24 protein-coding genes and 2 pseudogenes are annotated in these 25,850 nt (G+C 34.7%); 12 read left to right on the top strand and 14 right to left on the bottom strand.

The window, feature by feature from the left end; genetic code table 11:
- Nucleotides 1-18: 18 nt before the first annotated feature.
- A complete protein-coding gene (locus OM962_RS04165; RefSeq protein ID WP_264330907.1) occupies nt 19-291 on the top strand; it encodes a hypothetical protein in 273 nt (90 codons plus the stop codon).
- A 35-nt stretch (nt 292-326) separates the two neighbouring features.
- A complete protein-coding gene (locus OM962_RS04160; RefSeq protein ID WP_264330906.1) occupies nt 327-1,238 on the top strand; it encodes an RluA family pseudouridine synthase in 912 nt (303 codons plus the stop codon).
- A 6-nt stretch (nt 1,239-1,244) separates the two neighbouring features.
- Here OM962_RS04160 and OM962_RS04155 read toward each other — a convergent pair whose 3' ends face one another.
- The 4 genes from OM962_RS04155 to OM962_RS04140 all read right to left on the bottom strand — a co-directional run bounded on the left by OM962_RS04155 (nt 1,245) and on the right by OM962_RS04140 (nt 6,765).
- Complete coding sequence (locus OM962_RS04155) at nt 1,245-1,592, bottom strand: diacylglycerol kinase (RefSeq protein WP_007302306.1); 348 nt, start codon at nt 1,590-1,592, stop codon at nt 1,245-1,247.
- A gap of 271 nt (nt 1,593-1,863) precedes the next feature.
- Nucleotides 1,864-5,082, bottom strand: coding sequence for a carbamoyl-phosphate synthase large subunit (gene carB / locus OM962_RS04150; RefSeq protein WP_264330905.1), 3,219 nt, complete (start codon nt 5,080-5,082; stop codon nt 1,864-1,866).
- A gap of 116 nt (nt 5,083-5,198) precedes the next feature.
- Nucleotides 5,199-5,963, bottom strand: coding sequence for an SDR family oxidoreductase (locus OM962_RS04145; RefSeq protein ID WP_006013430.1), 765 nt, complete (start codon nt 5,961-5,963; stop codon nt 5,199-5,201).
- Nucleotides 5,950-6,765 (bottom strand): YihY/virulence factor BrkB family protein, encoded by an 816-nt coding sequence (locus OM962_RS04140; protein WP_264330904.1) that lies wholly within the window; start codon nt 6,763-6,765, stop codon nt 5,950-5,952. The genes OM962_RS04145 and OM962_RS04140 overlap by 14 nt, the downstream gene beginning before the upstream one ends.
- A 128-nt stretch (nt 6,766-6,893) precedes the next feature.
- Here OM962_RS04140 and OM962_RS04135 point away from each other — a divergent pair, with 128 nt between their 5' ends.
- The 3 genes and pseudogenes from OM962_RS04135 (at nt 6,894) to OM962_RS04125 (ending at nt 7,964) form a co-directional block, all read left to right on the top strand.
- Nucleotides 6,894-7,214 carry a TrbC/VirB2 family protein gene (locus OM962_RS04135; RefSeq protein ID WP_264330903.1) on the top strand — a complete coding sequence of 107 codons (321 nt, stop codon included), beginning with the start codon at nt 6,894-6,896 and terminating at the stop codon, nt 7,212-7,214.
- A 20-nt stretch (nt 7,215-7,234) separates the two neighbouring features.
- Nucleotides 7,235-7,587 (top strand): annotated as a pseudogene (locus tag OM962_RS04130) (TrbC/VirB2 family protein).
- A 179-nt stretch (nt 7,588-7,766) separates the two neighbouring features.
- Entirely contained in the window at nt 7,767-7,964 is a 198-nt protein-coding gene (locus OM962_RS04125; protein ID WP_264330902.1) for a hypothetical protein, read from the top strand.
- Nucleotides 7,965-8,439: 475 nt separating this feature from the next.
- Here OM962_RS04125 and purF read toward each other — a convergent pair whose 3' ends face one another.
- Complete coding sequence (purF, locus tag OM962_RS04120; RefSeq protein WP_264330901.1) at nt 8,440-9,825, bottom strand: amidophosphoribosyltransferase; 1,386 nt, start codon at nt 9,823-9,825, stop codon at nt 8,440-8,442.
- 249 nt (nt 9,826-10,074) lie between these two features.
- On the opposite strand from purF, the gene OM962_RS04115 reads away from it, so the two are divergent.
- Nucleotides 10,075-11,307 carry a hypothetical protein gene (locus tag OM962_RS04115; RefSeq protein ID WP_264330900.1) on the top strand — a complete coding sequence of 411 codons (1,233 nt, stop codon included), beginning with the start codon at nt 10,075-10,077 and terminating at the stop codon, nt 11,305-11,307.
- Between the two features lie 127 nt (nt 11,308-11,434).
- Here OM962_RS04115 and OM962_RS04110 read toward each other — a convergent pair whose 3' ends face one another.
- From OM962_RS04110 to def, 3 genes are all read right to left on the bottom strand, one after another.
- On the bottom strand, nt 11,435-11,962 hold the full coding sequence (locus OM962_RS04110) for a demethoxyubiquinone hydroxylase family protein (RefSeq protein WP_264330899.1): 528 nt from the start codon (nt 11,960-11,962) through the stop codon (nt 11,435-11,437).
- A gap of 446 nt (nt 11,963-12,408) precedes the next feature.
- Nucleotides 12,409-13,182, bottom strand: coding sequence for a uracil-DNA glycosylase (locus OM962_RS04105; protein ID WP_264330898.1), 774 nt, complete (start codon nt 13,180-13,182; stop codon nt 12,409-12,411).
- Nucleotides 13,172-13,711, bottom strand: a complete 540-nt coding sequence (gene def / locus OM962_RS04100; protein WP_264330897.1) for a peptide deformylase — start codon at nt 13,709-13,711, stop codon at nt 13,172-13,174. The genes OM962_RS04105 and def overlap by 11 nt, the downstream gene beginning before the upstream one ends.
- A 131-nt stretch (nt 13,712-13,842) precedes the next feature.
- Here def and ftsA point away from each other — a divergent pair, with 131 nt between their 5' ends.
- Entirely contained in the window at nt 13,843-15,081 is a 1,239-nt protein-coding gene (ftsA, locus tag OM962_RS04095) for a cell division protein FtsA (RefSeq protein ID WP_264330896.1), read from the top strand.
- Between the two features lie 103 nt (nt 15,082-15,184).
- Nucleotides 15,185-15,982, top strand: a pseudogene (gene map / locus OM962_RS04090) (type I methionyl aminopeptidase); the annotation flags it as partial.
- A gap of 30 nt (nt 15,983-16,012) precedes the next feature.
- Here map and OM962_RS04085 read toward each other — a convergent pair.
- Nucleotides 16,013-17,224, bottom strand: coding sequence for an MFS transporter (locus OM962_RS04085; protein ID WP_264330895.1), 1,212 nt, complete (start codon nt 17,222-17,224; stop codon nt 16,013-16,015).
- A gap of 205 nt (nt 17,225-17,429) precedes the next feature.
- Between OM962_RS04085 and rsmH the strand changes: the two genes are divergently transcribed.
- Complete coding sequence (rsmH, locus tag OM962_RS04080) at nt 17,430-18,386, top strand: 16S rRNA (cytosine(1402)-N(4))-methyltransferase RsmH (protein WP_264330894.1); 957 nt, start codon at nt 17,430-17,432, stop codon at nt 18,384-18,386.
- Nucleotides 18,387-19,211: 825 nt separating this feature from the next.
- Here rsmH and OM962_RS04075 read toward each other — a convergent pair.
- Entirely contained in the window at nt 19,212-19,511 is a 300-nt protein-coding gene (locus OM962_RS04075) for an ETC complex I subunit (protein ID WP_264330893.1), read from the bottom strand.
- A gap of 142 nt (nt 19,512-19,653) precedes the next feature.
- Between OM962_RS04075 and OM962_RS04070 the strand changes: the two genes are divergently transcribed.
- Nucleotides 19,654-20,265 (top strand): 50S ribosomal protein L25/general stress protein Ctc, encoded by a 612-nt coding sequence (locus OM962_RS04070; protein ID WP_264330892.1) that lies wholly within the window; start codon nt 19,654-19,656, stop codon nt 20,263-20,265.
- A complete protein-coding gene (gene pth, locus OM962_RS04065; protein WP_264330891.1) occupies nt 20,265-20,819 on the top strand; it encodes an aminoacyl-tRNA hydrolase in 555 nt (184 codons plus the stop codon). Before OM962_RS04070 ends, pth begins: the two co-directional genes overlap by 1 nt.
- 377 nt (nt 20,820-21,196) lie before the next feature.
- Here the strand turns inward: pth and recA are convergent, their stop codons facing one another.
- Nucleotides 21,197-22,264: a recombinase RecA gene (gene recA, locus OM962_RS04060; protein WP_006012936.1), complete on the bottom strand. Its 1,068-nt coding sequence runs from the start codon at nt 22,262-22,264 to the stop codon at nt 21,197-21,199.
- A 113-nt stretch (nt 22,265-22,377) separates the two neighbouring features.
- Between recA and truA the strand changes: the two genes are divergently transcribed.
- Nucleotides 22,378-23,115: a tRNA pseudouridine(38-40) synthase TruA gene (gene truA / locus OM962_RS04055; RefSeq protein WP_006013481.1), complete on the top strand. Its 738-nt coding sequence runs from the start codon at nt 22,378-22,380 to the stop codon at nt 23,113-23,115.
- Nucleotide 23,116: 1 nt separating this feature from the next.
- Here the strand turns inward: truA and dnaN are convergent, their stop codons facing one another.
- From dnaN to OM962_RS04040, 3 genes are all read right to left on the bottom strand, one after another.
- Nucleotides 23,117-24,268, bottom strand: a complete 1,152-nt coding sequence (gene dnaN / locus OM962_RS04050) for a DNA polymerase III subunit beta (RefSeq protein WP_264330890.1) — start codon at nt 24,266-24,268, stop codon at nt 23,117-23,119.
- Between the two features lie 111 nt (nt 24,269-24,379).
- Nucleotides 24,380-24,877 carry an invasion associated locus B family protein gene (locus tag OM962_RS04045; protein ID WP_264330889.1) on the bottom strand — a complete coding sequence of 166 codons (498 nt, stop codon included), beginning with the start codon at nt 24,875-24,877 and terminating at the stop codon, nt 24,380-24,382.
- The gene (locus OM962_RS04040) at nt 24,870-25,763 is read right to left on the bottom strand and encodes an RNA polymerase factor sigma-32 (RefSeq protein ID WP_264330888.1); all 894 of its coding nucleotides are present in this window, start codon (nt 25,761-25,763) and stop codon (nt 24,870-24,872) included. Before OM962_RS04040 ends, OM962_RS04045 begins: the two co-directional genes overlap by 8 nt.
- Nucleotides 25,764-25,850 lie beyond the last annotated feature (87 nt).

Here is a 25,850-nt window from a genome sequence, read left to right as displayed (position 1 = left end):
ACAAGAAAAAGCAGATGAATGGAAAAAAAAATTAATGGCAAAGCAAGTGAGTTTTTCTTCTATTTATTAGAATCTATCAAGTTGGAAGAAAAAAAAGATGATAAGGAAGAAAAAGTCAGTGAGGTAACATTAAGAAATTTTGATAACAAGGTAATAATCCACTGGAAAGATGGCTCTCAAATGACTTTTAATATCCAGAAACAAGATGGGCTTCAAGCTCAACCTAACACAAAAGTTGATTTTGTGGATCCAGATGTTCATGCAGCATTTGAAGTAGCTTATTCAAGGTAGCTACTATAGATATATAGTCTTAGATATTGTTAGTAATGAAAAGGCTAGATACCTACATAGCTAAAAAGTGTAACATATCACGCAGTAAAGCACAAAGATTGATACAAGATGAGAGGGTAACATTACTTGGCACGCCGATAATTAATAATGACCACATAGTAAAACCAGGTGAAGAGTATATAGTACATCTCGTTCAACCTGACATATCCACATCAATTGAACCTAACTATAATATAAAGCTTGATATCATCTACGAAGATGGGGACATTATAGTTCTGAGTAAACAAAGTAGATTAACAGTACACCCAGGTGCTGGAACAAACAATGATACACTCCTGAATGCAGTGATCGCTCACCTTGGCAAAATTCCATATACAAATACAAAACCAGGAATTGTTCACAGGCTTGATAAAGATACTAGTGGACTCATGGTAATTGCAAAAAATGAACAATCCCACAGCTTCTTGTCTGAGCTGCTATCAAATCGTAAAATAAAACGGGAATACTTAGCAGTAATTTGGGGAGCATTACCTAATCTGCAAGGAACAGTAAAAACCCATATTGCTCCAAAACGCAGTAATAAAGAAATGATGTGTGTCACAAAAACAGCAGGTAAATTAGCAATCACTCATTATTCAGTGAAGAAAATTATAGGGCAAGCAAGCCTGGTTAAATGTACTTTAGAGACAGGCAGAACACACCAAATTCGAGTACACATGAGCCACATAGGACATTCTGTAGTTGGTGATCAAGTTTACGGAAAAAATAGTAGTAAAAGTGAAAAACATGCTAAAAACTCTGACTTTATCCGTAATTTCAATAGACAGGCACTACATGCTCACACGCTAGGCTTATACCATCCAAAAAGTAAAGAATATATGGAATTTGTTTCTGATTTACCACAAGACATGCAAGTCTTAATCGGTGAATTTGAAAATATATCTTAACAACATTCATATCAATATTATCATCCATGTTATCAAGAAGTTAATTAATGAGAGAAAAACTGCTGCACTACCTAGATCTTTCACTTTTTTTGAAAGTATATGTTGTTCACTGGAAATACGCTCAATTGTTGTTTCAAAAGCAGTGTTAATAATTTCTACAATTAACACCAAAAATAGGCTACTTACCATTACTGCACGTTCTAAATTACTTACATCTAAAACAAACAAAGTTGAAACACATATTATAAAAAGCAGTAACTCCTGTCTGAACGCAACTTCTGATACAAAAGCTGATTTTATTCCTTCACAGGAGTATTGAATTGCTTTTATTAGACGAGTAATGCTTTTCTTCATTATCAATTTTGGAAACTCAATGAATTACACTTATTGCACTCAGGTAAAAAATGCATGAAAACACCTTTCAGTCGTGATCACTTACAAAGATTTTTAAGTTAAAGTCTAGCATATTGTTTGAATCAAGAAAATTAGTACAAAGCCTTTCAACAAACGCTCAAGGCAGTTATATATTGATACTGACACAAAAATCCTTTAATTACATTTCTCTCGCCTTAGCTTACACGATCCTCATTTTGAAATAAGTAATAATTTATTATAGTCTTGATATTTAAACATTTTGTATCTGCTGTAATGATTTCACTTCCAATTTGCTATTCTTTACATATTGAATTGCAAGCGCTAACGCTTTACTCCCAGAAGCTGTGGTGCTATAAGCTATATTTTGCAAAATAGCAGTTCTCCTGATATCTTTGCTATCTGAAACTGATTTCACACCTTTTGAAGTATTGATTACTAGATTTATTTTTCCATCTTTGAGCATATCAACTATGTGGGGTCTGCCTTCTCTCACTTTATTTACAGCTTTTGCAGCAATGCCGTTATTGTTCAGATACAAAGCTGTGCCTTTGGTGGCATATATTTCAAAACTCAGTTCTTTCAACATTCGTACAACAGGCAATATATACTCTTTATCATCATCTTTTACTGAAACCAGAGCTGTTCCTTCTGTTGGTAACTTGTATCCTGCAGCCATGTGCACTTTTGCAAGTGCAGCTCCGAAAGATAAGTCAATTCCCATCACTTCTCCTGTTGATTTCATTTCAGGACCAAGTAAAGTGTCAATTCCCGAAAAACGCGTGAATGGAAAAACAGCAGCTTTAACTGCAAAATGATTGAAAGGCTTGTTTTCCTGATTCAATTTTTTACCCAAAATAACCTGAGTGGCAAGCTTTGCAATAGGAATATTGATTACCTTGGAAATAAAAGGAACTGTACGGCTAGCCCTTAAATTCACTTCAAGTATGTATACATCACTCTCTTGAACAGCAAACTGAATGTTTATCAGACCTTTCACTTCTAGTGCAAGAGCTATTCTTTCAGTTTGGAGCTCGATCTCTTTTATTACTTCGTCACTCAATGTATTTGTCGGTATTGAGCATGTTGAATCGCCAGAGTGGATACCAGCTTCTTCAATGTGCTCCATGACCGCTGCAATGAAAACTTTTTTCCCATCACATACAGCATCAACGTCAACCTCAACTGCATTGACTAAAAATTTATCAAGAAGCAGTGACCCGTGTTCAAAAATTTTGGTTTGATTCAAGACATACTCTTTAAAGCTCTGAGTATCGTGTCTAATCGACATAGACTGACCGCCGAGGACATATGATGGCCTGACTACTAGTGGAAACCCCACCTTTTCTGCGTTGGTTAACGCTTCTTTTACTGAATGGCAGATAGAACTTTCAGGTTGTTTTAAATTAAGTTGCAAAGCAAGGTTTTTAAATCTCATGCGATCTTCTGCAAGGTCAATAGAATCAAACGAAGTTCCCAGAATTTTGAAACCTCTCTCGTTAAGCACTTTGGCTAACTTTAAAGGTGTTTGACCACCTATTTGAACTATTACACCAACCAGTGTGCCATTTTCTTGCTCTTTGCTTAGTATTTCAAGCACATCCTCTGCAATCAGTGGGGCGAAATATAAACGATCAGCGGTATCATAATCAGTTGAAACGGTTTCCGGATTACAGTTAATCATTATTGTTTCATACCCCATTTCTTTGGCGGCAGAAGCTGCATGTACGCATGCATAATCAAACTCAATACCTTGACCAATGCGATTTGGACCACTTCCTAAAATAACAACTTTTTTTCGATCCGAAATATTCGCCTCACATTCCGTTTTATTTTCAACATCACCCTCATAGCAGCCATACATATAAGCAGTGCTCGATTCAAATTCAGCTGCACAGGTATCTACACGCTTATAAACTGGATTAACATCAAATTTTTTCCTTATTGCTTCAATTTGTTCTACTTTCTTATTGCTTAATTTTGCCAATCTTGCATCTGAAAACCCCATTTTTTTCAGCTCTAACATTTCATATGCAGTTCCAGGAAGGCCGTTTTCCTTGATTTTTTGTTCAGCCAAGATGATTTGCTGTATATTTTGCAGAAACCATAAGTCATATCCTGTAATCGAATTTATTTCTTCTATGCTAATTCCGTGACGCATTGCGTCAGCAGCAATCAGTAATCTGTTTGGCAGCAATTTTGCTAATTGAGATTTAACATCTGTGTCTTCAGAAAACACTTCATCAAGTCCCGTGAGCCCTGTTTCAAGTGAGCGAAAAGCTTTCTGTAGTGACTCATTAAAAGTGCGGCCTATAGACATTACTTCTCCCACTGATTTCATGGAGGTTGATAGTTCACAATTCGTCCCCTTAAATTTCTCAAACTCAAATCGAGGAATTTTAGTGACGATATAATCAATCACTGGTTCGAATGCAGCAGGTATAACTGGAGCACAGTCGTTACATATTTCATCGAGCGAATAGCCAATAGCAAGTTTAGTTACAACTTTTGCAATAGGATAGCCTGTTGCTTTCGAAGCAAGTGCAGAGGAGCGAGAAACCCTTGGATTCATTTCAATTACAACGAGGCTTCCATCTTCTTTAGGATTCACTGCAAACTGAACATTTGCACCACCGGCGCTAACATCAATTTCTCTCAGCACTGCTATAGATGCATTTCTCATTTGTTGATATTCAGCATCACGCAGAGTCAAAGCAGGAGCAACTGTGATACTATCTCCGGTGTGCACTCCCATTGGATCAATATTTTCTATTGAACACACTATTATACAGTTATCCTTGCAGTCACGGATAACTTCCATTTCATATTCCTTCCAGCCCATAATTGATTCATCTATCTGAACTTCATTTATTGGTGAAATTTTTAGAGCACTTTCTGCAATATTGAAAAACTCCTCTTTATTGTATGCTATGCCGCTACCTGCGCCACCAAGAGTGAATGATGAACGGATGATTGCTGGTAATCCAATGTAATCCAAAGCCTTTTTTATTTGTTCTTGATTTTTTATAATGATACTTTTGGGGTATTTTAGACCTATTTTATCCATGGATTGGCGAAATAATTCTCTATCTTCCGCTTTTTTTATTGCTTCTCTATTTACTCCTATTAATTCTACGTTGTATTTGTCTAACACTCCATCATCTGCAAGTTTTATTGCACAATTAAGTGCTGTTTGCCCTCCCATTGTTGGTAATATTGCGTCTGGCCTCTCCTTAATTATAATTTTCTCTATGATTTCAGGTAGCACCGGCTCAATATAAGTTGCATCAGAGAATTCAGGATCTGTCATTATAGTTGCGGGGTTGGAGTTAACTAAAATGACTTTATAACCTTCACTTTTTAATACTTTACAGCTTTGCGTTCCAGAATAATCAAACTCGCATGCCTGACCTATAACTATTGGGCCTGCTCCTATTACTAATATAGATTCTATATCTGTGCGTTTTGGCATAATTACAATAATAGTCTCGACTCAAATAATGTTACCAATCTTTCCTGTGTATGTGAATTTTTATTAAACCTAACTACCTTTAGGCTTAACGGTATCTTTGCAGATACTATGGTAATTTACTCGGGAGATTTGCTAAGTGGTAAGATTTGTCCTGATATGCTACAATCTTCAGAAGCAAGTTCTACAAATTTGTCTGTCAGTTTATCAGGTGGCACCAATTCAGATATATCTTTTCCCGAAAATGCTTGCTTATACATTTCACTATCGATAGGCCCTTCCGAATACACGGCATTTATGCATAAGTTCGTATGTTTTGTCTCAGATGCATATATCTTCACCATTGCTTCTAGTGCAGCCTTACTTGCAGCATATGGTACCCAATATGGATAAGAGGAAGGAGAAAGTGTTATCTCTGAGGTCATGAATATCGCTCTTCCAGCATTAGACTTTTTTAGTATTGGACCCAAATTTTTTAGCAAGTACCAACTGGCAGTAAAATTTGTATTCATTACGTTCTGTAGATCTTCAAGCTCACAATCATGAACAGAGCTCAACTTACCTAAAATTTCAGTGCATGCAATCAGTATATCAAGTGTTCCAGATTCTGATAATTTTGGGCTTTCTATCATATTTGCCAGTTTTTCTACGTTTTCAAAGTCTAAAAGATCAAGCTGAATTAGTTTCACAGAGCCTTCTTTCAGCTCTTCAATTTCGTTATACAATGGCTTGAGATTATCAAGAGATCTGGAAATCAGAATTACACATGCACCTTCTTTTACAAATCTTTTTGCAACAGAAGAGCCTATTCCACCTGAAGCTCCGGTAATTAAAGCTATTTTACCTTCTAAGTCACCCATTTCTTTCTCCTTAGCAAGATCCATTGAAATATTTTAGCTGAAAATTAAATTTTGCTCCATATATAAAAATCAAACTTAGCACATAAAAAAATAGTAACGATACTATCACACCACCTAAACTTCCATATATCAAATTCAGTTGGTCAAAGGAAGCTTTTAAGTATTGCTTGAAAGCTGAAGCAGAGATCGTCCAAAGAATAACAGCTACACAAGATCCGGGAAATACGTCTGATAAGTTTTGTTTTATGTTTGGCAATGTAAAATATAGCCAAGATACTATAGTAAAAAGCACAAACTCAATAAGTAAATATCTAGTATAACTTAGCCCTTGGTAAGAAAAATCAATTAACATTGGCACTAATGTAAAAAATACTATAGTCAGAGTTGTAACAAGCGTAATTGCTAAAAATTGTAATATACTGAGCACCCTTCTCCATATATAAGGCGATGAAACCGGGACTTTATAGGCCTTATTCAATATCGTTCTGAATCCTTCAATTGTCGATGAGGCAGTCCAAACAGCGCCTACAATTGCCAAGGTTAATAAGCTTTGCGGAGGGCCTGATATTATCTCCCTAATACGTGGCATCAAAGATGATAAAATATCCTGTGGCATGTTATCAATAATAAATGCCCAGCCGACATTGTATTGATCTAAGAAATTTGCGAACGTTGATGCCATGGCCATTAAAACAATAAGAAAAGGAAATATTGATAACAGGATTAAAAATGATAGATATCCTGCGTGCTCCACTCCATCATTATAAATTGTGTCAATTAAAGCACGATAAAGGCAATAAACGATACTATAAAATTTCTGTAGCACTTGTAATATAAATAAACTAAGAAAAGTATTCTAAATGAAATAAAGCATACTTTTAAGCAAAAAATCCTCACCGTTTACTAAAATTTAATCAAAATGATAGATAATCCAGTGTTAAATACGGAGGCATAATGAAAAATTTTCTTCTACTTGTAGCTTTAATTCTTTCCTTTGCATTTGATGCAAATGCTAAAAATACTTTTGTTGATAAAAATGATACAACATCATCAGTGATATGCAAGATAATAGGCTATACTCACGGCATAGGTGGACCGATGATCACAATAGTGATAATTGGTGCAGCTTTGCTTGCGATATTCGGCAGAATGCCATGGCCAGCGCTTTTTGCACTCGGTGCGTTCACTGCTGTGTTTTTTGGCGCTCCTGTAGTCGTTTCAAAAATAACACCAGAAGGTGTGATTTGTAAAGACGGTGCAGTAGCGGATAAGTAATAGAAATTACTGGAGGCATAATGAAAAATTTTCTTCTACTTGTAGCTTTAATTCTTTCCTTTGCATTTGATAATGCTTTTGCTGCTGCTGTTACTGATGATGCAACAACCAATACAATATGCAAAATGTAGGCTATACTCACGGTATAGGCGGGCCTATGATTACAATAGTGATAATAGGTGCAGCATTGCTTGCAATATTTGGCAGAATGCCATGGCCAGCGCTTTTTGCACTTGGTGCATTTACTGCTGTGTTTTTTGGTGCACCTGTAGTTGTTTCAAAAATAGTACCAGGTGGTGTGATTTGTAAAGATGGTGCAACTGCTTGCCCTGATGGTAAAACATGGAATGCAACAACAAATACATGCGCATAATAAGCATTAAAGCTTCAAAACATTAGCAAATGGTGCTTCTTAAAGAAGCACCATCATTGCACGAACTTGTGATTTAAGAGCAATTTTTGCCAGTTCATCCAAGTACTGGTTTACTTTATGACGGTGTCATCCCAGTGCTTGACACTGGGATCCAGGAAATTTGATTGGATATTAAGTTTATGAGCATAAAAGCAGTTAATTTTATGTTAAAACACAACATTTTTGATGATCATGAAAAAACTGGATGCCAGTGTCTGGGCACTGGCATGACATCATCTTTTTTATCAGATACATATGAAATCAGCGCTTTCTTTCTTGTCATCCCAGTGCTTGACACTGGGATCCAGCCTTTACTTACCAACAAAAACTTAGCATAACTTTCATGCTCAAAAAATTCCTGGATTCCAGCGTCACGCGCTGGAATGACATCTGTGCTCTTTTTGCTATAAATATTAAGAAATTTACCAAACGAAGAAAAAAGGCAAAAGAATCCCCGTGTGACGAGTTTTGACCCTATAATAATGTAAATTGGCGCTGTAATAATGTGCTAACGCTTAAAATAAGCGCGTTTTGGCTGAATGTAGAAAAAATAAAAAAGACATGCAGCCGCTATAATTTTTATGTAATTTGCCAATAAATATCTGAGTTTTTTACTGAATTTTTGTTGTTGAACCCGCGCGGATCGAAAACAATGATAAATACTCTTAGTATCATAGTAAAGGGAATGACGAAATTTGTAAAGTAGTTTTCACTCAAATGACGCCCAGGCAAAAACTATATGGTTATGCAAAAAATCTATTTTTAAAACTGTTAATATAACATAGAAAAAACCTCACCTTCATTAATAATAGATTACTTACCAATCGGATAATCACCAGTGAAACAAGCATCGCAATATTGCGGTGTAGCGTTGTTACGTTTTTCTTCTTTAACAGCCCTGTATAGTCCATCAATACTCAAGAAGGCTAGGCTATTTACTCCTATAATTTCCTTAATTTCCTCTACAGATTTATTTGCAGCAATTAAATCTTTGCACTCTGGCGTATCTATTCCATAAAAACAAGAATGCTTAATTGGTGGGCTTGAAATTTTGAGGTGAATCTCTTTTACTTCCGCATCCTTTAGCATAACTATTATATTTCTGAGCGTACTACCACGCACTATACTATCATCTATTAAAATTATGTTTTTGCCTTTCAAAGTGTGCTTATTAGCATTGAATTTTAATTTTATTCTAACTTTACGTACTTCAGCGGTGGGTTGTATAAAAGTTCTTCCTATGTAATGATTACGAATTATCCCCAGTTCCATAGGTAATCCTGAATGCTTTGCATATCCAATAGCTGCAGGTATTCCAGAATCAGGTATTGGTACAACCATATCTACATTGTTTTTTGGTGGGCTCTCTTCTGAAAGTATTCTTCCTATTTCTTTTCTTATGTCATATATGGACCTATTCTCCATTATGCTGTCTGGTCTCGAGAAGTAAACGTATTCAAAAATACAAAAACTTGATTTTTGCTGTGGGAAAGGAAACATTGAGGCTAGCTTACTATCCGAACTGATGGTAACTAATTCGCCTGGTTCTATTTCTCTAATAAACTCTGCATTTATTATATCAAGAGCACAAGTTTCAGATGCAAGAACGTAAGAACCGTTTAACTTTCCTAAAACAAGAGGCCTGATTCCAGATGGATCACGTACTCCAATAACTACTTCTTGATTGATTGCCACAAAAGAATAAGCACCTTGTATTTGCTTTAATGCATATATAAAACTCTCTAAAAAGCTATCTTTTTCACCGCTTGCTGTCAGATGCACTACTACTTCTGTATCAATATCTGACTGAAAAACGCACTCTTGTTTAATTAATTGTTCGCGTATCGGAGAAATATTAATTAAATTACCATTATGTGCTATGGCAAAATCCCCAAATTTGCCACTTTTGCCAAACATGGGCTGCACTCCAAATTTACTACCACTTGTTGAGTATCGAACATGACCTATTGCACAATCTCCAGGTAAGGATTTCTTTATTTCATCTATATCATCAAATACACTGCTCACTTGACCTTGAAAGTGATAAGAGTGCAGCTTATCGTTGTTACTGGTTACTACGCCAAAAGACTCTTGACCTCTATGCTGCAAAGCGTGGAGAGCAAGTATAGAGTTAAAAGCAGCACTTTGGTTGTAACTTATGCCAAATACCCCACACTCCTCATGTACTTCATCAAGCATGAAAAATATTAAATAAAGCCTGATTGTACTTTAGTAGAGGCAAAGTACAAGAATTTTATTTGTTAATCCCTTTCAAAGTTGAAGCTTTCTACGGTAGTTTTGATGTATACCAGAAAGTAGGTTATATGCAATTAACCAATTTTGAGATTTTTGACAATTTTTTAGTACTGAAGAGAAAAAGATATTTTTATTGACTTATCTATGTATTGAAGTAATCACTAAAAAGTTTTAGTGGTTATGGTATATAATATGTCTAAGCAAGTAGGTAAACAAGGTGAAAGTAATCTTATTTTAGAGCCTGAACAGTTCTCTAACAGCTTCTTCAATAGTCAACAGAGTAGTTCATCAAATCCAAAATTACCGACTATAAGTCGTAAAGATAGGCATATGGATTTAACCAAGAAAAGGTACGCAAAAAACAAAGATGTTGCAGAATATCTAAGGAGTTATGACTTTATTAAAAGAGCAGAGGAATTGTCAATAATTTATCTTTTTGAGCGAGACCCATCTTCTACGAAATTGCAAATACCATTGACTACAGATGAACAAATTCTAGTTAAAAAATTTTGTGATGAGATGATAAAAGGTATAACAGAACACGATGAGCAAGAAAGCGTTTTAAAGTACATGGAACGCATAATAGAGGATTATTTAAATCAAGGAATAAGATTAAACTCATATTACGGTAAGGATAATAAGACTGTAACAAATTTTATATTTGAAAAAATGGAAGAATTAATTAATCGCTTTCATGCAAATCCACACAATTCAACTACAAAAAATATCATACAAAAGATCACTCGTAATTTAGTGTTAAAAGGTGGGGTAGAAAAAGGATTATCTTTTTACAGCGATATTGAAGGCGGATATTACGGCTCTAATTATTTAAATGATCTTAACGAACAATGTAAGAGTAAGAAAAAAATGCTAGAGGGTCTAGCATATGAAGGTATTGTGAAAGAAAATAACAAGCAAATTGATAAATATGATCTTGAAGTAGAAGTAGATAATAAATATTTTTATATTAAGTATCCACAAGGTAGTATTGTTGAAACTGCAAGAACTTTAAATAATGAAAAAGCTAAGGATTTAGAAGTTGGCATATTTCAGATTGAGGAAAGTATAGTAAAAGTTGAAATTACAGAAGATGGAAAAAGAAATTACACAGATATCTTAAAAGGTGGTATTGAAATATTTTTTACTACTAAAATAGGAGAGATTAGTATTTATCTACGGAAAGATGGTAACAAAATGGTAGTAGAAATTGATGAGAAAAGCAAAATAAGGTTTAGCAAGTTAGAAAACAAATCAAGCTTTGGAGGGAATTGTCTTATACAGGGGAAAAGTGTTTTAGAAGTTATGGGCAAGAGTTTTGAAAATATTCCTGAGGAGTTAACTCAGACTATTAAAAACGTTCCATCTACTAGTCTTATGCAAACATGTTTACAACAACAAGAAAACTCTAGTAGGGAATTAAATTAATGTATTTTTAGGATAAGAATTAAGAAGTTAATTATAAACATCCATACGCATTCGATTGGAGTAGAGGATATGGGGCAGCAATTAGCACAAGGACTAAAGGCAAATATGGTTGTCAAATAGTGATTGATTAAATCAATTTAGAGAAGTAAATAGCAGCTTTGCAGCTTGTTTTTATGAACAAAGATAAAACGTTGTAGCCAAGTGCGCTTTCAGCATTGTGCTGAATTGCAATATCTCTGTGTTCTAACTCCTCATCACGAAACTTACTTATAGTTTCTCTTAATTCCCCATCTTCTAAATGTAAGACCTGCTTCTTGTAATGCTCTCCGATCACCTCTTCAACTGCAGCAGTGCAAGCCATAGCAGCTTTTTTACCCATCATAGCAGTTACAACACCAAGTGACACCCCTAAAACATTCCAAACTGGCAGCAAAGCAGTAGGACGAACTCTTTGCTCCTTGATTTTCTCATTAAAATAGTGGAAATGTTCTTTTTCCTGCTCCTCCATTTCAATTATTTTGTCAATTATAGAAGATTTTTTAAGAATAAATTTTTGACCAGAATAAATGCAAATGGCTCCATATTCGCCAGCATGATTTACTCTAACTGCTTGTTCTAAAAAATTTCCTTTCAATTTTTTTATATTGCTTTCCAATGTCTCCTCCCTTTATTTCTGCATTAGTACTACTATAAACCAACATATTATAGAGTAAATAAAATTCCATGCGTACATTGCACAAACATTGTGATTACAGGAACTCAAGCAGCTATAGCAACGGCAAGAGTTACTTGACGGACTCCTCCATTCTCCTTAAAATAAGGGTGAAGATATATTATTTATCTTCAGTCTGTGCAGATAAAGCGACAAAAAGCTCAATATACTTGATGTTTAATTTTTTGCACTATGTGCACTCTATGTCTTTATAAAACTTTTACCCACATAAGCTAAAATGCGCTTATCAAAGGATTTAACACAATGAAAAACGCCAATTAAAAAAATAGGTAGTAGCTGATAGATTTTCTTTTGCCTTTTTCTCTGTTTAGTAGATTTTTCAATATTTAATTCAATTAGCCGGTACTAAGATGATAACGAGTAGTAAGCTAAACATCCGTGTAGTTATTGGTATTATCAAGATATTCCCTAATCTTCTTCAAATCTTCCCAAGCTAAGCGTTTTTGTGCTGGTTGACGAAGTAGATAGGCTGGATGAAATATAGCGGCTGTAGTAATTGAATGAGATAAATATTGGTTAGTATAAGTATGAAATCTGCCACGCAAGTTCGATATAGTCTTTGTGTTATCAAGAAGGCTATAACATGCAATTCCTCCGACAAAAATCAGAATTTGCGGTAAAATAAGAGCAATGTGCTTCTCAACAAATGGTCTGCACATATCAAGCTCTAGGTCAGTTGGTTTTCTATTACCTGGTGGACGCCAAAACACCGCGTTGCTTATGTACACCTTAGTGCGGTCCAAACTAATTGCACTGAGCATCTTATCAAGCAGCATTCCGCTTGCACCACAAAATGGTATGCCTTTAAGGTCTTCATTTGCTCCTGGTGCTTCACCAACAAGCATGATTTTTGCATTTGGATTACCATCGGAAAAAACAGTATTAGTTGCAGTTTTTTTTATTTCACAACCCTCAAATGACTTAACTGCACTTCTTAGTTCATCTACACTACCACATTCACTTGCAAGTTTCCTTGCTTCAATGATCCAGTCACTTGGGAACATGGCTTTTTTCTGCTCGATGACAGAAGACTGTACAGCTCTCTCATTTTCCATTTTTTTTTCCTCTTCACTTTCAGTTAGTGTGCAATCAACTCCCACTTCATGATAGAACTTCAACAATTCTAGATCTTCATTGCTCATAGTGTCTCTTAACCTTTTGTGCTTTTTTCATAGCCAAATCATACTTCAACTTAGATAAATGTCTAATGTATAATATACCATTTAAGTGATCCAATTCATGCTGAATACACCTTGCAAGCCAACCACTAGCTTTTAGCGTCTGTTCTTCGTTATTTAAGTTTTTATATTTTACAGTTAAATATTTTGGACGCTTGATTTCATGGCTTTGCTCCGGAATTGAAAGACATCCTTCGCTCATAATCACTTGTTCATCGGATAATTCCTTAACTTCAGGATTAATCATGCAAAACTTACCAACTGAATCATATCCTACTAACTCATCTCCAGCCTTTTCTGTCTGAACGTCCATGACAAAAATTCTCTTCAGCACTCCAACTTGTACTGCAGCAAGACCAAGACCTTCTGCATCGTACATAGTTTCGAACATGTCGTTTACTAATTCTTTAATTTTATCGGTTATATCTGTTACTTCACTGGCGCGTGTAGTTAATCTTTCGTCAGGGGCAATTACAATTGGTAACTTAGACATAAAAATTGTAATTCTGTGTTTTATTTTTCTTTTTGTCTAGGTATATTAAAATGTTGCTACATTTATGATAGAAATATAAATTCATTCAGGGAAGCTACAATTTAAATGGAATCGCATCATAAGGTCAACCAATGTACTCTGCAGTAATAACAAAACCAAAGCAGAATGTTTTTGCTGTTTTAGACGTGGGTACAACAAAAATTATCTGTCTCATTGTTAAAATCAATAGCAATTTTAGCTATAAAATAATAGGAGTGGGTTATAAAAGTGCAGAAGGTATAAATGGTGGATCAATAACTGACGCAAAGCATGCAAGTTACTCTATTTCATCAACTGTAGGTTTAGCTGAACAAGTATCAGAAGAGACTATAGACCAGATATATGTGAATGTGGCTGGATGTGGGATTTCGTCTTTTAACGTACATAACGAAATAATTGCAGCTAATCACGAAATTTTAGACCGAGATATAAAACGTGTAGTCTTTCAGACATTTGAGAAATATATCGAAGAAAATGTTATAATTCACAATATACCACTTAAATATCACTTAGATGATATGACTGACATAAAGGAGGTCAGTGGATTATATGGAAAAAGATTGTCTGCTGATGTTAATGTTGTCACTGCTTCGCGTCCAGCTCTTACCAACATTGAAAATTGCATAACTAATAATAGTGGGATAAGTATGGCTGGTTGTGTTGCTTCTGCATATTCTGCAGGTCTTGCTTGTCTAAGTGAAGATGAAAAAGAGCTAGGGACTGCCATTGTTGACATAGGAGGTGGATGCACTGCAATTGGAATTTTTAAGAGAGGAAAACTTGTGTACACAAGCAGCATTCCAATTGGTGGCATTCACATTACCCGAGATATAGCTTATGGACTATGCACAAGTATAGAGCATGCTGAACGCATAAAAATACTATACGGTAGCACTATTGTAACTTCAATAGATGAGAATGAATGTATTGCAGTGCAAAGTAATGAAAGCGATGAACCAACTCAAGTGTTTAAGTCTGAACTTGTTAACATCATAAGACCAAGGATTGAGGAAATACTTGAGCTGATAAGAGAACAATTTCAAGAACAGAAAGATCCAATTAATAAAGTAGTGATCACAGGTGGAACCAGTCAACTCACAAGCATGAAAGAAATTGCAAGCTATATATTCAATAAACAAGTCCGTATCGGATGCCCTGAATCTTGTAGCGGTCTTGATGGCGAATACGACAAAAATCCTGTATTTTCTGCTGCTTTAGGCTCTATAAAGCTAATAGTTGACACCTTTTATAGAAATAATTCTGGAATGCTTGGTCACGATGGCAAAATAAGTAAGTTATACCATTGGGTTAAATCAAAAGTCACAGTCTAGATTTTTGTCTTTATCTCTTAATATACAAATGGCTTGATCTAGGAGCTTATTTTTATAGTATTATTACACTGATGTATCCGTAAGAGAAGCAGAAAATTACAATAAAAACGTAAGAAACATGAACATAACTATACATTCACAAGAAGATTTTGACTTTATGCGTAAAGCTGGCAGGCTTGCAGCTGAAACCCTTGATTTTATTGCACCATACGTCAAAGTAGGCGTAACAACTAATGAATTAAATGATCTATGTCATAATTTTATAATCAATGCAGGTGCAATTCCAGCACCACTGAATTATAAGGGATATCCGAAATCAATTTGTACTTCGAAAAATGCTGTTGTATGTCATGGTATTCCTGATGATAAACCTCTTAAAGATGGAGATATTTTAAATATTGACGTTACAGTGATTTTAAATGGCTGGTATGGTGATACAAGTCGCATGTTTTGGACTGGTAAACCCTCAATAAAAGCAAAGCGTTTGTGTAATGCTGCCTACAATGCGCTAATGGAAGCGATAAAACAAGTTAAGCCCGGCAATAAGTTAAATGAAATAGGATTTGCTATAGAAAAATATATTGAAGATTTTGGATATTCTATCGTACGCAATTATTGTGGACATGGCATAGGAAAGGTTTTTCATGCTCCACCAAATGTTGTACATTTTTATGATGAAGGTGAGGATCTTATCTTAAAAGAAGGCATGTTTTTTACGGTAGAACCAATGATCAATGCTGGAAAACATGAAACTCTTCTCAGCAAGCTAGATGGCTGGACAGTGACAACACGTGATCTTTCACTTTCTGCACAGTTTGAGCATACGCTTGGAGTCACAAAAGATGGAGTTGAAATATTTACACTATCACCTAAAAATTGGCATTTTCCACCTTATGATTAGATTTTTTAAACACTTGGTTTTTGAAAAAATCTAACTCTTAACTTGTGATATAGCAACTAACCCAATTAGTGCACAGAAAATCATGTAAAAACTTGCTAAAGTTCCTTGTCCTGTAACTTTGATAATAGTTGTGCATATAAATGGTGCAAGACCACCAAAAAATCCCGAAGCTATATTTCTTGATAAACCAAATCCACTGTATCGTACCTTTATTGGGAATAATTCGCACATAAACGCGCTAACAGGACCAAGAGAAGCAGCTATTGGGATTATAAAAAGAACGTGCGCCATTATGGTGAGCAAATTATTACCACTTAGTATCATTGAAAAAACTGGATAACTTACTACTATAAAAGTCACAAATGCAAATTTCATGACTCTTTTTCTCCCTACCTTATCAGAAAGCATTGCAAATAGTATAGTCAATCCTCCAAGTGCAACCTGATTCAATATTTCTACTGCGTGATTAAAGTGAGTGTTTATTGTTGATGCAAGTAGATTAAAAAACACTAAATATATGTAAAGAGATGCATTCTCAACTATGTCAACTCCAATTGATATTAGAAAAGGTTTTTTATAGCCATTTAACAGTTCTTTTAACGGTAGTTCATGTGGCTTTTCCTGCTTTTTATATTCTGGGCTTTCATCGAGTATATATCTCATATATATACTGATTAATCCTATTACAAAACTGAAAATAAAAGGCAATCTCCATCCCCAAGATTCAAAATCGGATACTTTTTTGCATATAAGCACCACTATAAGACTTAATATTGAGCCAAGAATTGCGCTCAATACTTCAATACTGCCAAAGAATCCTCTTTTATTTTTAGGAGCATGCTCTATTAAAAATGGGGCATTTCCTGCCTCTCCTCCAAGAGATATACCCTGCAATAATCTTAAACATACCACCAGTACTGATGCGAGTACCCCAATGTTCTGATACCCTGGAACAAATGCAATAAGTACGGTTGATAGAGTCATCAATATGATAGAGAGAAATAGAGCAATCCTTCTTCCATATTTATCGCCAATGTGGCCAAATATAGCAGCACCAATTGGTCTTATTAAGAAACCCACTGCAAACACTCCAAAAGCTTTAAGTATGCTGACTAATTTGTCGTCTGATGGAAAAAACACATCTCCGATTATGCTTATTAGATGGCTGAAAAGCATGTGATCATACCACAACAAAGTGTTACAAATTAAACTTGATAGTATTACTTTTGTTATTTGTTGCACAAAATCTTCCGTAATTTGTTTGATATTATAGTAATATTACTTACTTTTTCAAACGTGAATTATGTAAATGTTATATTAATAATATTATCTTATTAAATTTTTATATCGTTGATTATATTTAAATATTCTTATACTATACCTATATATTTCCATATATTTTTTGGCGAGAAAGTTATTTTAGTTTAAGTGCACAAAGTCTCTTGATATGACACATATCCCAGTTTTGTTAAAAGAGATGCTACTGCAATTGTCACCACACAGTGGTGGTATATATGTGGATGCCACGTTTGGAGCTGGAGGATATAGCAAAGCAATATTGGAATCTGCTGATTGCAAAGTTTATGCAGTTGATAGAGATGAAACAGTTACTAAATTTTATGATGATCTAAATGTTAAATACCCTAATAGAATAAAGTTATTTATTGAAAAGTTTAGTAATATCAAAAGTATACTGAATAAATCCTCTGTCATCCCAGTACTTGATACTGGGATCCAGAAGAAAAATAACTGGATTCCAGCGTCACGCGCTGGAATGACATCAAATGGAGTGGACGGCATAGTTTTCGACGTTGGAGTTTCATCTATGCAGCTTGATAATGGAGATAGAGGATTCTCATTTCTACGTGATGGCCCACTTAACATGAGCATGGATAACTATTCTCATATGAATGCTTCGACGTTTGTTAACGTTTTACGTGAAGAAGAGATTGCAAACACTATATATAATTATGGGGGTGAGCGTCATTCCCGCAGAATCGCAAGAGCGATAGTAAATGCGCGGAAGAAGAAAATTATCAAAACTACATTTGAACTTGCGGATATTGTACGTTCTGTAGTGTTTCGTGGAAAAAGCAAGATTGACCCTGCAACTAGGACATTTCAGGCAATCAGAATATGGGTAAATGATGAGTTAGGAGAGCTTGAAAAGGGTATTAAAGCTGCGTCTGAAATTTTAAGTGAGAACGGCAAATTAATTGTAGTTACTTTTCATTCTTTAGAAGATCGTATAGTCAAAACTTTTTTTAAAGATTTATGTGAACCAGGATCTACTAAAACATTCTCCCTTTTAAACAAAAAAGTGATTAAAGCAAGTGCAGAAGAAATAAATGCAAATCCGCGTGCGCGTTCAGCAAAATTAAGAGCTATACAGAGGTTGTCATGAGAACCTTCTGTATTATTTCAATAACTATGTTTTTATTATAGGGTTATTTAAGGTAAAATTACATGTCCACTCACTAAATAAATAGCTAACACAAATAAAACGTGAAATTAATTTAGTGCAAAGCGGCATAAAAGTCCTGCGAGCAGAGTGGAGTTATTTGAGTAATCCAAAAAAACTTGCAGTCTTACGGAGAAATACCTAAAAAATAACTCTTTGATACCTAGCTAGCCAGGTTCAACTCTCTAAGTAGCCGCAGTGCGTTATCACAATTTAAAACCTAGAGTAACAATTAGAACCTATCTTGAAAGGGAAATTTGAAATATTAACGTAAAAAATTGCTTCCATATATTTTAAATCTGATTATAATTACCAGTTAGAGATATTTTAAGGGCTCAAAATCTATCTTTGTCTGCAGACTTTTCAGTCAAATTTTTAATCAAAAAGCGTATTCTTCAGAGCATGTAAGTGTGCTTAATTTCTGTCGTATGTGCGCTGCACTTTTTTCTAATCTTTTTTACACAGGAGGATTTTATGTCCAGAATTCCAGATACTTGACCTTTACTTTAGCTAAAAACCAATAGGCGCCTATGGCTAATTAAAATAAAAATTTTTCTAATATATAGAAGAATTACAAAATCACTGTTACTGAAAACGGGGCAAGAAAGCTGCTAATGTCAAAGAATTTTAGGTAAACATTGTTTGCTTGACGTATGAGCGTGCTCTCCTTATTTCAAGAACTCTTTAATATGACTATGCTTGCTACTTAGGTCCTTTCAAGACAGGTTCTTAAATTTAAGCTTTTAGATAAACACATTACGATAAAATTTATTTTAGTATGAAATTATTCGTATAAGATTTTGGCAGTCTTTTAACATCTTTTGGCATTTCAATTGTGTACTTTGTGTTGTGTTTCTTTGCGTAAGATACTGCTTTTTCAAGAGAATCAAACTTTAGTACAATCTGTTTTTTGGGGTCTTTTGAACCAATCCATCCCATCAAAGGTTCAATATAGTAAGAACAAGTCTCAATTTTTAGGTGCCAGAATTTTGTATTACCTAAACCAGATTGTGTTGCAGTTTTTGTTGGCTTATAAATCTTAAAAACTACTTGATCGTCAATACTCATAGTCCTTACTACGTAATCTTAAGTATATATCTAAATAAATTTTTCCACAAAGAATTAGTGTGAAAGAATGAAGTTTGAAATAAATATTTTTATGTTATATTATTAAATTATATAAAAAGGATTAGCTGAATAGGAGTAATCGATGGCACAGCAAGAAATGGTAACAATTAATGCAGAGTTACGTGATGTAAAAAAAAAGAAAGCGATGCAGGCTCTGAGGGAGAAGGGAAGTATACCTGCAGTTATATATGGTAAAGGGCATGATAACGTAAATTTGACATTTTCTGCAAAGGAATTTACTAAACAATATAAATCAGGTGCTCTTTCTGCACATTTAATAGAACTAGATATTTCAGGGAAAAAAGAATATGCTCTTGTTCGTGATATTCAATGGCATGTAGTAAAGGATACTGTGCAACATGTTGATTTTCAGTTTGTTGATAAAGGTAGTGAAATTAAAATAGATATACCTTTATCATTCATCAATGAAGGTAAATCACCAGGAATCAAATTAGGTGGAGTGCTTAATGTTTTGTGTCGTTCTATTACTGTCAAATGCTCTCCTGAGAAAATACCTCAAGTCATAGAAATTGATTTGTCTGGCAAAATGATTGGTCAGTCTATACATATCAATGATGTAAAATTGCCAGAAGGTGTTAAATTTGTAGCTCATGAGGAAGAAAATTTTACCATTGTCACAATTTCTGCTGCTGATAGTGATGTTGAAGAGCCTCAAACAAAAACAGAGGAGTAGTGCATTTAATAGCTGGGCTTGGTAATCCTGGTAGTAAATATGAATTAACTCACCATAATATTGGCTTCATAGTTATTGATGCAATTCACAAATATTGGAACTTTCAGTCATTTTCTAATAAAGCTGATTACTTGATAACCTCTGGCATAATTAATAATAATAAAATTATGCTGATAAAACCTTATTCATTTATGAATAATTCAGGTATTCCTATTGCAAAAATAAAAAATTTTTACAAATTATCGCTAGACAATATTGTTGTCATACATGATGATGCTGACTTGAAATTTGGAAGAATAAAAGTAAAAAAGGGCGGTAGCTCAGCCGGACATAATGGACTTAAGTCTATAGATAGCCTTATTGGTAATGATTATTGGCGTCTGAGATTTGGAGTAGGTAGGCCTGAAGACCAAAAAAGCTTAGCAGACTATGTGTTATCAAAATTTGAAAATTTTGATAACGTTATCCTCTTAGTGGAAAAAATAGCAAAAAATATACACCTGATGCTACAAGGAGATAACACAGCTTTTATCAACTCAGTTGGGAGAGTGTGAAATATAGCAATTGAACAGGACATCCTATTCAATATAAAACTTGTATCCGTTCAGCAGGGTAGCAAAATAAGATAGACAAAAATATAGGAACAAATAGTCAGTGTGCAAACACACAGCTATACGAACATTGTGACAATTTGCGTAACAAATGGTGTCATCCCAGTGCTTGACACTGGGATCCAATTTTTCATTTAAGCTCATTAATTTAGCATAAGCTTACCGAATTAGTTTGCCTGTGAATTTTCTTAGATCCCAGTGTCAAGCACTGGGATGACACCAAAAGGGCTACTTAGGCGACAAGAAAAGAAGCACTGATTTCAACATTTGCACATTAGCCATGCATCTGAATGGATACTAAAACTTCACCCTAATCTAGATTAGAATACTGATTCTTCTAGAAGTTGTTCGCGTTCCTCTTCTATTACAATAGAATTATCATTATTTTTAAATAAATCTCTGATTTTTGTTTCTATTTCATTTGCAATTTCTTTGTTTGCCTTGAGGTAACTTTTTACATTTTCTCTTCCTTGGCCAAGACGCGTATTGTTATATGAATAATAAGCGCCTGCCTTTTCAAGGACACCAAGTTTTGCTCCTATATCTATTATTTCCCCAAGTTTTGATATGCCTTCATTATACATTATATCAAATTTTGCCTCTCTAAATGGAGGAGCGACTTTATTTTTTACAACTTTAACTCTCGTTTCATTACCCGTAATATTCTCTTTATCCTTTATTGCACCAATTTTTCTTATATCAAGTCTTATAGAAGTATAGAATTTTAACGCATTCCCACCGGTGGTAGTTTCAGGATTTCCATATACTACTCCTATTTTCATACGAATTTGGTTAATAAATATCAATATACAGTTTGCTTTTGAAACTGCAGAGGTGAGCTTTCGTAGCCCATGACTTAGAAGTCTTGCTTGTAGTCCCATGTGCTGATCGCCCATATCTCCTTCAATTTCAGCTCTTGGAGTTAGTGCTGCAACAGAGTCAATAACTATTACATCAACTGCACCAGAACATACTAAATACTCAACAATATGCAACGCTTGTTCTCCAGTGTCTGGTTGTGAAATCACTAAATCATCGGTGTTTACTCCAAGTTTACGAGCATATATAACATCCAGTGCGTGCTCCGCATCGATAAATGCACATAAACCTCCTTTTTTCTGTGCTTCAGCAATTACATGCAAAGCAAGGGTAGTTTTACCAGAACTCTCAGGGCCAAATATCTCAATTATACGTCCTTTTGGCAATCCCCCAACACCCAGAGCTGAATCAAGTGCAATCGACCCTGTAGATATCGTGTCTATTTTTTCTACAGGGTTTTGCTTTAGCTTCATTATTGCACCTTTACCGAATGCTTTTTCAATTTGACTTATTGCATTATCTAGTGCTTTTTGCTTATCATTATTTCTTTCTTCTGGATTATGTGCCATGGATCATTTATTAACTTGTATAGTCTCCATGGTAATTGAACGCAACCAATCTGCCAAGGGTTTTTTAATAACGAAGAACGTTAGTTACCTAAATTAGATAGATAGACTTTGTAGTGCGATACAAAATAACGATAGAATACAATGGCAGTGGTTTCTCTGGCTGGCAAAAGCAACAACACTCTGCTAACTCAATTCAGGAAACCATAGAAAACGCTATATTTAATTTCAGTGGCGAGAGAGTCTCTTTGCATTGTGGTGGCAGAACTGACGCAGGGGTTCATGCTTTAGGGCAAGTTGCTCATTTCAATATGGAAAGGCAATTTGAGCTTTACAGAATAAGAAATGGAATAAACTATCACTTAAAAGCGATTCCTATAGTTGTGCTTGGTGCAGAAGCTGTAGATGATGCATTTCATGCACGCTTCTCAGCAAAAAAAAGATGTTATGAATATAGAATAATTAATCGCTACGCTCCTGCAGCTCTGGAAATCGGTTATGTGTGGCAAGTATTTAACCCACTTGACGTAAACATCATGCGTGAAGCTGCTAGACACCTGCTTGGAAAACATAATCTTTCAAGCTTCCGCTCAAAAGATTGTCAAGCTACAAATCCGGTCAGAACAATCGATGATATTGATATAGTACAAAATGGAAGTCACATATACATCAAAATATCTGCGATTTCCTTTTTACATAACCAAGTGAGAATTATTGTTGGTACTTTAGTTGAATTTGGAAAAAATAGAACTAATCCACAAGAAATGCTAAATATATTAAGTCAATGTAAAAGAAACGCCGCTGGGGTCACTGCGCCGCCTCACGGCTTATACTTAGTAAAGATAGATTACTAGCTTAAGTCCTCATTGGCATTACTATATATAGTGCACTTGGATCATCTTCATCAGTGATAATTGTAGCGCTATTACCATCTGATAGGCTGACCTTACATTTGTTTTTTATACAAGATAAAGCATCAAGCAAATAACGAGAATTAAATCCTACTTCCATAAGAGCTCCATCGTAATCCACCTCTATAGACTCAGTCGCATCACTGCACTCTTGGGAATTTGAATGTAGAGTTAATAAATTCTCTTGCAATGAAAATTTAATTGATTTTATTTTATCGGATACAACAACGGAAACTCGGTCTATAACACTAGCAAGTTTGCTACTCTCAACAATCATTTGTTTATCTTGAGACGTTGGAATGACAGCTTTGTAATCTGGAAAAGTCCCATCTATCAATTTTGATATTAGAATATACTCACCACATGTAAATTTGATTTTTCTATCTGAAAGTTTTATATTTATCTCATTACAATCACCCAATACTTTCAACAGTTCCATGATAGTTTTACGTGGAATGATCACACCAAATTCTCCGTTGATATCTTCAGGTTTAGGCCTTTTTATACGTGATAAACGGTGGCCATCAGTTGCAACGCAGTACAGAAATTGCTCATCTGTATGCAGATATATCCCGTTTAAATTATACCTTGTATCATCCAGCGACACAGCAAACTTCGTTTTAGTCAACAAGTCTACCAAATCTGCACTTAGTAGAGTGAAATCGTATTGATGATCACCTTCTTCAAGAACAGGGAAGTTATTTGAAACTACGTTCGGTAAAGAAAAGTTTGCATTTCCACAGGATATCAATAATTTTCCTTGATTATTCATTTCGAAATTGACATCCAAATCAGTTGGCAACTTCTTCACTATGTCATGTAAAGTATGTGCTGAGATTTTCACTTCTCCTTCTGCTGATACATTTGCAGTAAGTGAGGCAAATATTGAAATATCAAGATCAGTAGCCTTTAGTTTTATGCTACCATATTGTGCTTTGATATTTATACACGCTAAAACATCTATTGCGTTGCGCCTTTCAACCACTCCACTTACCCTGGATAGCGTATTTAAAAGGCTTGCACGACTTACACTAAAACGCATTTGTTCACACACAGAACCTTGTTCTTTGATTCCTATATCTACAATTTTTGACATATTAATTCTCAAAAATATATTTTAAATGATATTCATATTCTATGTAAAGTGATATCCATATTTTTGTCTGAGAGGCAAAAGAGCCTATCTTATACTTTAGTGATCAATAATTTACTTTGTATGGCATAAGTCATGCATTTTTTGGTACGCTTTTTGAAAGCCAAGCAAGGAATAATTATCATCAACATTTGCTGTTTTTACTTTTCCATTAACTACCATTGATAATCCCTGCTTCATTTTTAGAATCAAATCTTGGTCCATTTTTGTATCATCTGTCCACGCAAGACTTCCCTGTATTATTGGCAATTGATATTTAATTTTTTTATCGATATTGAGAACTACAGGCTCATTATTATACTGAAAGCCAGAAGTGACGCTCACCTCATCTGCTTTTTTATCAACGTAACTGACCATTACATACGGCTTGCGATTGGCTGTATAATGTTCACTTTTTTTCTTAGGATATGACACAATATAACACACTTTTTCACCATCTTCCAGTGCAGTATACACAAACCAATCTTTATATTTTTCGCTCAGTTGTACGTTATTAACCGATGCAAGAGCACCTGCTGAGAGAAATATTAGAAGTACGAAAAGACTACGCATGTAACCCAAGTTTCAAACTCTCTGATTTTATGTATTGTTTTACCTTACTCATCGCTTGCTCAGCCAGCTGTCTTATTCTTTCTCTTGAAACACAATATTTTTTGCTAAGCTCATCCAAAGTCTGAGTATTCTCAGACAAATATCTGCTAATGAAAATGTCTCTTGATCTTTCATTAAGACTTGCCAGCGCATTGCTTAAAATTGTTTCTTTTAATGCCTTTTCTTCATGATTCTGGTAAGCTAATTCTTGATTGACTAAATTACACGGAATCATATCTTGTAACTCCTTTTTAGAGTCATCACCTATTTTTATACAATTATTTAACGACTGATCCTTACAAGCCAAACGATAGTTCATCTGTACAACATCTTCTTCAGATACAGAAAGCTCGTTTGATATTGCTTTTATTTCTTCTTTACTCAAAGTTTCTCTGTTTGTGTATTGTAAAATTCTTTTTTTTATTTTACGTAAACTAAAAAACAATCTCCTTTGTGCTTGCGTTGTACCTATTTTTACAAGTGACCAAGATTTTAATATAAAGTCTTTCATTGAAGCTTCAATCCACCATACTGCATAAGTTGAAAAACGAAATCCCAAGTTAGGATTGAACTTTTTCACTGCATGCATTAAACCCATATTTCCTTCCATGACTAGGTCCATCAACAATAGATCGTAATTCTTAAATTTCATTGCAATTTTTACTACCAAATTCAAATGGCTAGTAATCAACCTGTGAGCAGAAGAAATATCCTGGTATTCTTGCCAATTTTTTGCTAATCGAACTTCCTCTTCTTGTGAAAGCATAGGAAATTTTCGCACTTCAGCAATATATTGCATGAGATTAGTGCTACTATTAACAGATAAATTCGCTACTGGGGTCAACATAATAACTTAAATTAAAACTCCATGTATATAATATATTGATTTTCAGTGAAAAATTCAAGCTTTAATTAAAAAAAGCATAACTTTATA

The organism is Wolbachia endosymbiont (group B) of Erebia ligea, assembly GCF_947179575.1.
GTDB classification, from domain to species: Bacteria; Pseudomonadota; Alphaproteobacteria; order Rickettsiales; family Anaplasmataceae; genus Wolbachia; species Wolbachia pipientis_C.
The sequence above is the reverse complement of the archived record's forward strand: the minus strand, read 5'-3'. Positions and strand labels throughout refer to the sequence as shown.

Bases quoted from the DNA above. Each gene is read 5' to 3' on its own strand.
- OM962_RS04075 (WP_264330893.1), bottom strand. From the start codon at position 19,511: ATGAGTATTGACGATCAAGTAGTTTTTAAGATTTATAAGCCAACAAAA.
- OM962_RS04045 (WP_264330889.1), bottom strand. From the start codon at position 24,877: ATGCGTAGTCTTTTCGTACTTCTAATATTTCTCTCAGCAGGTGCTCTT.
- def (WP_264330897.1), bottom strand. From the start codon at position 13,711: ATGTCTAAGTTACCAATTGTAATTGCCCCTGACGAAAGATTAACTACA.
- OM962_RS04155 (WP_007302306.1), bottom strand. From the start codon at position 1,592: ATGAAGAAAAGCATTACTCGTCTAATAAAAGCAATTCAATACTCCTGT.
- OM962_RS04070 (WP_264330892.1), top strand. From the start codon at position 19,654: ATGGCACAGCAAGAAATGGTAACAATTAATGCAGAGTTACGTGATGTA.
- OM962_RS04165 (WP_264330907.1), top strand. From the start codon at position 19: ATGGAAAAAAAAATTAATGGCAAAGCAAGTGAGTTTTTCTTCTATTTA.
- ftsA (WP_264330896.1), top strand. From the start codon at position 13,843: ATGTACTCTGCAGTAATAACAAAACCAAAGCAGAATGTTTTTGCTGTT.
- rsmH (WP_264330894.1), top strand. From the start codon at position 17,430: ATGACACATATCCCAGTTTTGTTAAAAGAGATGCTACTGCAATTGTCA.
- purF (WP_264330901.1), bottom strand. From the start codon at position 9,825: ATGCTTGATGAAGTACATGAGGAGTGTGGGGTATTTGGCATAAGTTAC.
- OM962_RS04135 (WP_264330903.1), top strand. From the start codon at position 6,894: ATGAAAAATTTTCTTCTACTTGTAGCTTTAATTCTTTCCTTTGCATTT.
- OM962_RS04145 (WP_006013430.1), bottom strand. From the start codon at position 5,963: ATGGATCTTGCTAAGGAGAAAGAAATGGGTGACTTAGAAGGTAAAATA.
- OM962_RS04040 (WP_264330888.1), bottom strand. From the start codon at position 25,763: ATGTTGACCCCAGTAGCGAATTTATCTGTTAATAGTAGCACTAATCTC.
- dnaN (WP_264330890.1), bottom strand. From the start codon at position 24,268: ATGTCAAAAATTGTAGATATAGGAATCAAAGAACAAGGTTCTGTGTGT.
- OM962_RS04115 (WP_264330900.1), top strand. From the start codon at position 10,075: ATGTCTAAGCAAGTAGGTAAACAAGGTGAAAGTAATCTTATTTTAGAG.
- OM962_RS04160 (WP_264330906.1), top strand. From the start codon at position 327: ATGAAAAGGCTAGATACCTACATAGCTAAAAAGTGTAACATATCACGC.
- recA (WP_006012936.1), bottom strand. From the start codon at position 22,264: ATGGCACATAATCCAGAAGAAAGAAATAATGATAAGCAAAAAGCACTA.
- OM962_RS04125 (WP_264330902.1), top strand. From the start codon at position 7,767: ATGAGCATAAAAGCAGTTAATTTTATGTTAAAACACAACATTTTTGAT.
- OM962_RS04105 (WP_264330898.1), bottom strand. From the start codon at position 13,182: ATGAGCAATGAAGATCTAGAATTGTTGAAGTTCTATCATGAAGTGGGA.
- carB (WP_264330905.1), bottom strand. From the start codon at position 5,082: ATGCCAAAACGCACAGATATAGAATCTATATTAGTAATAGGAGCAGGC.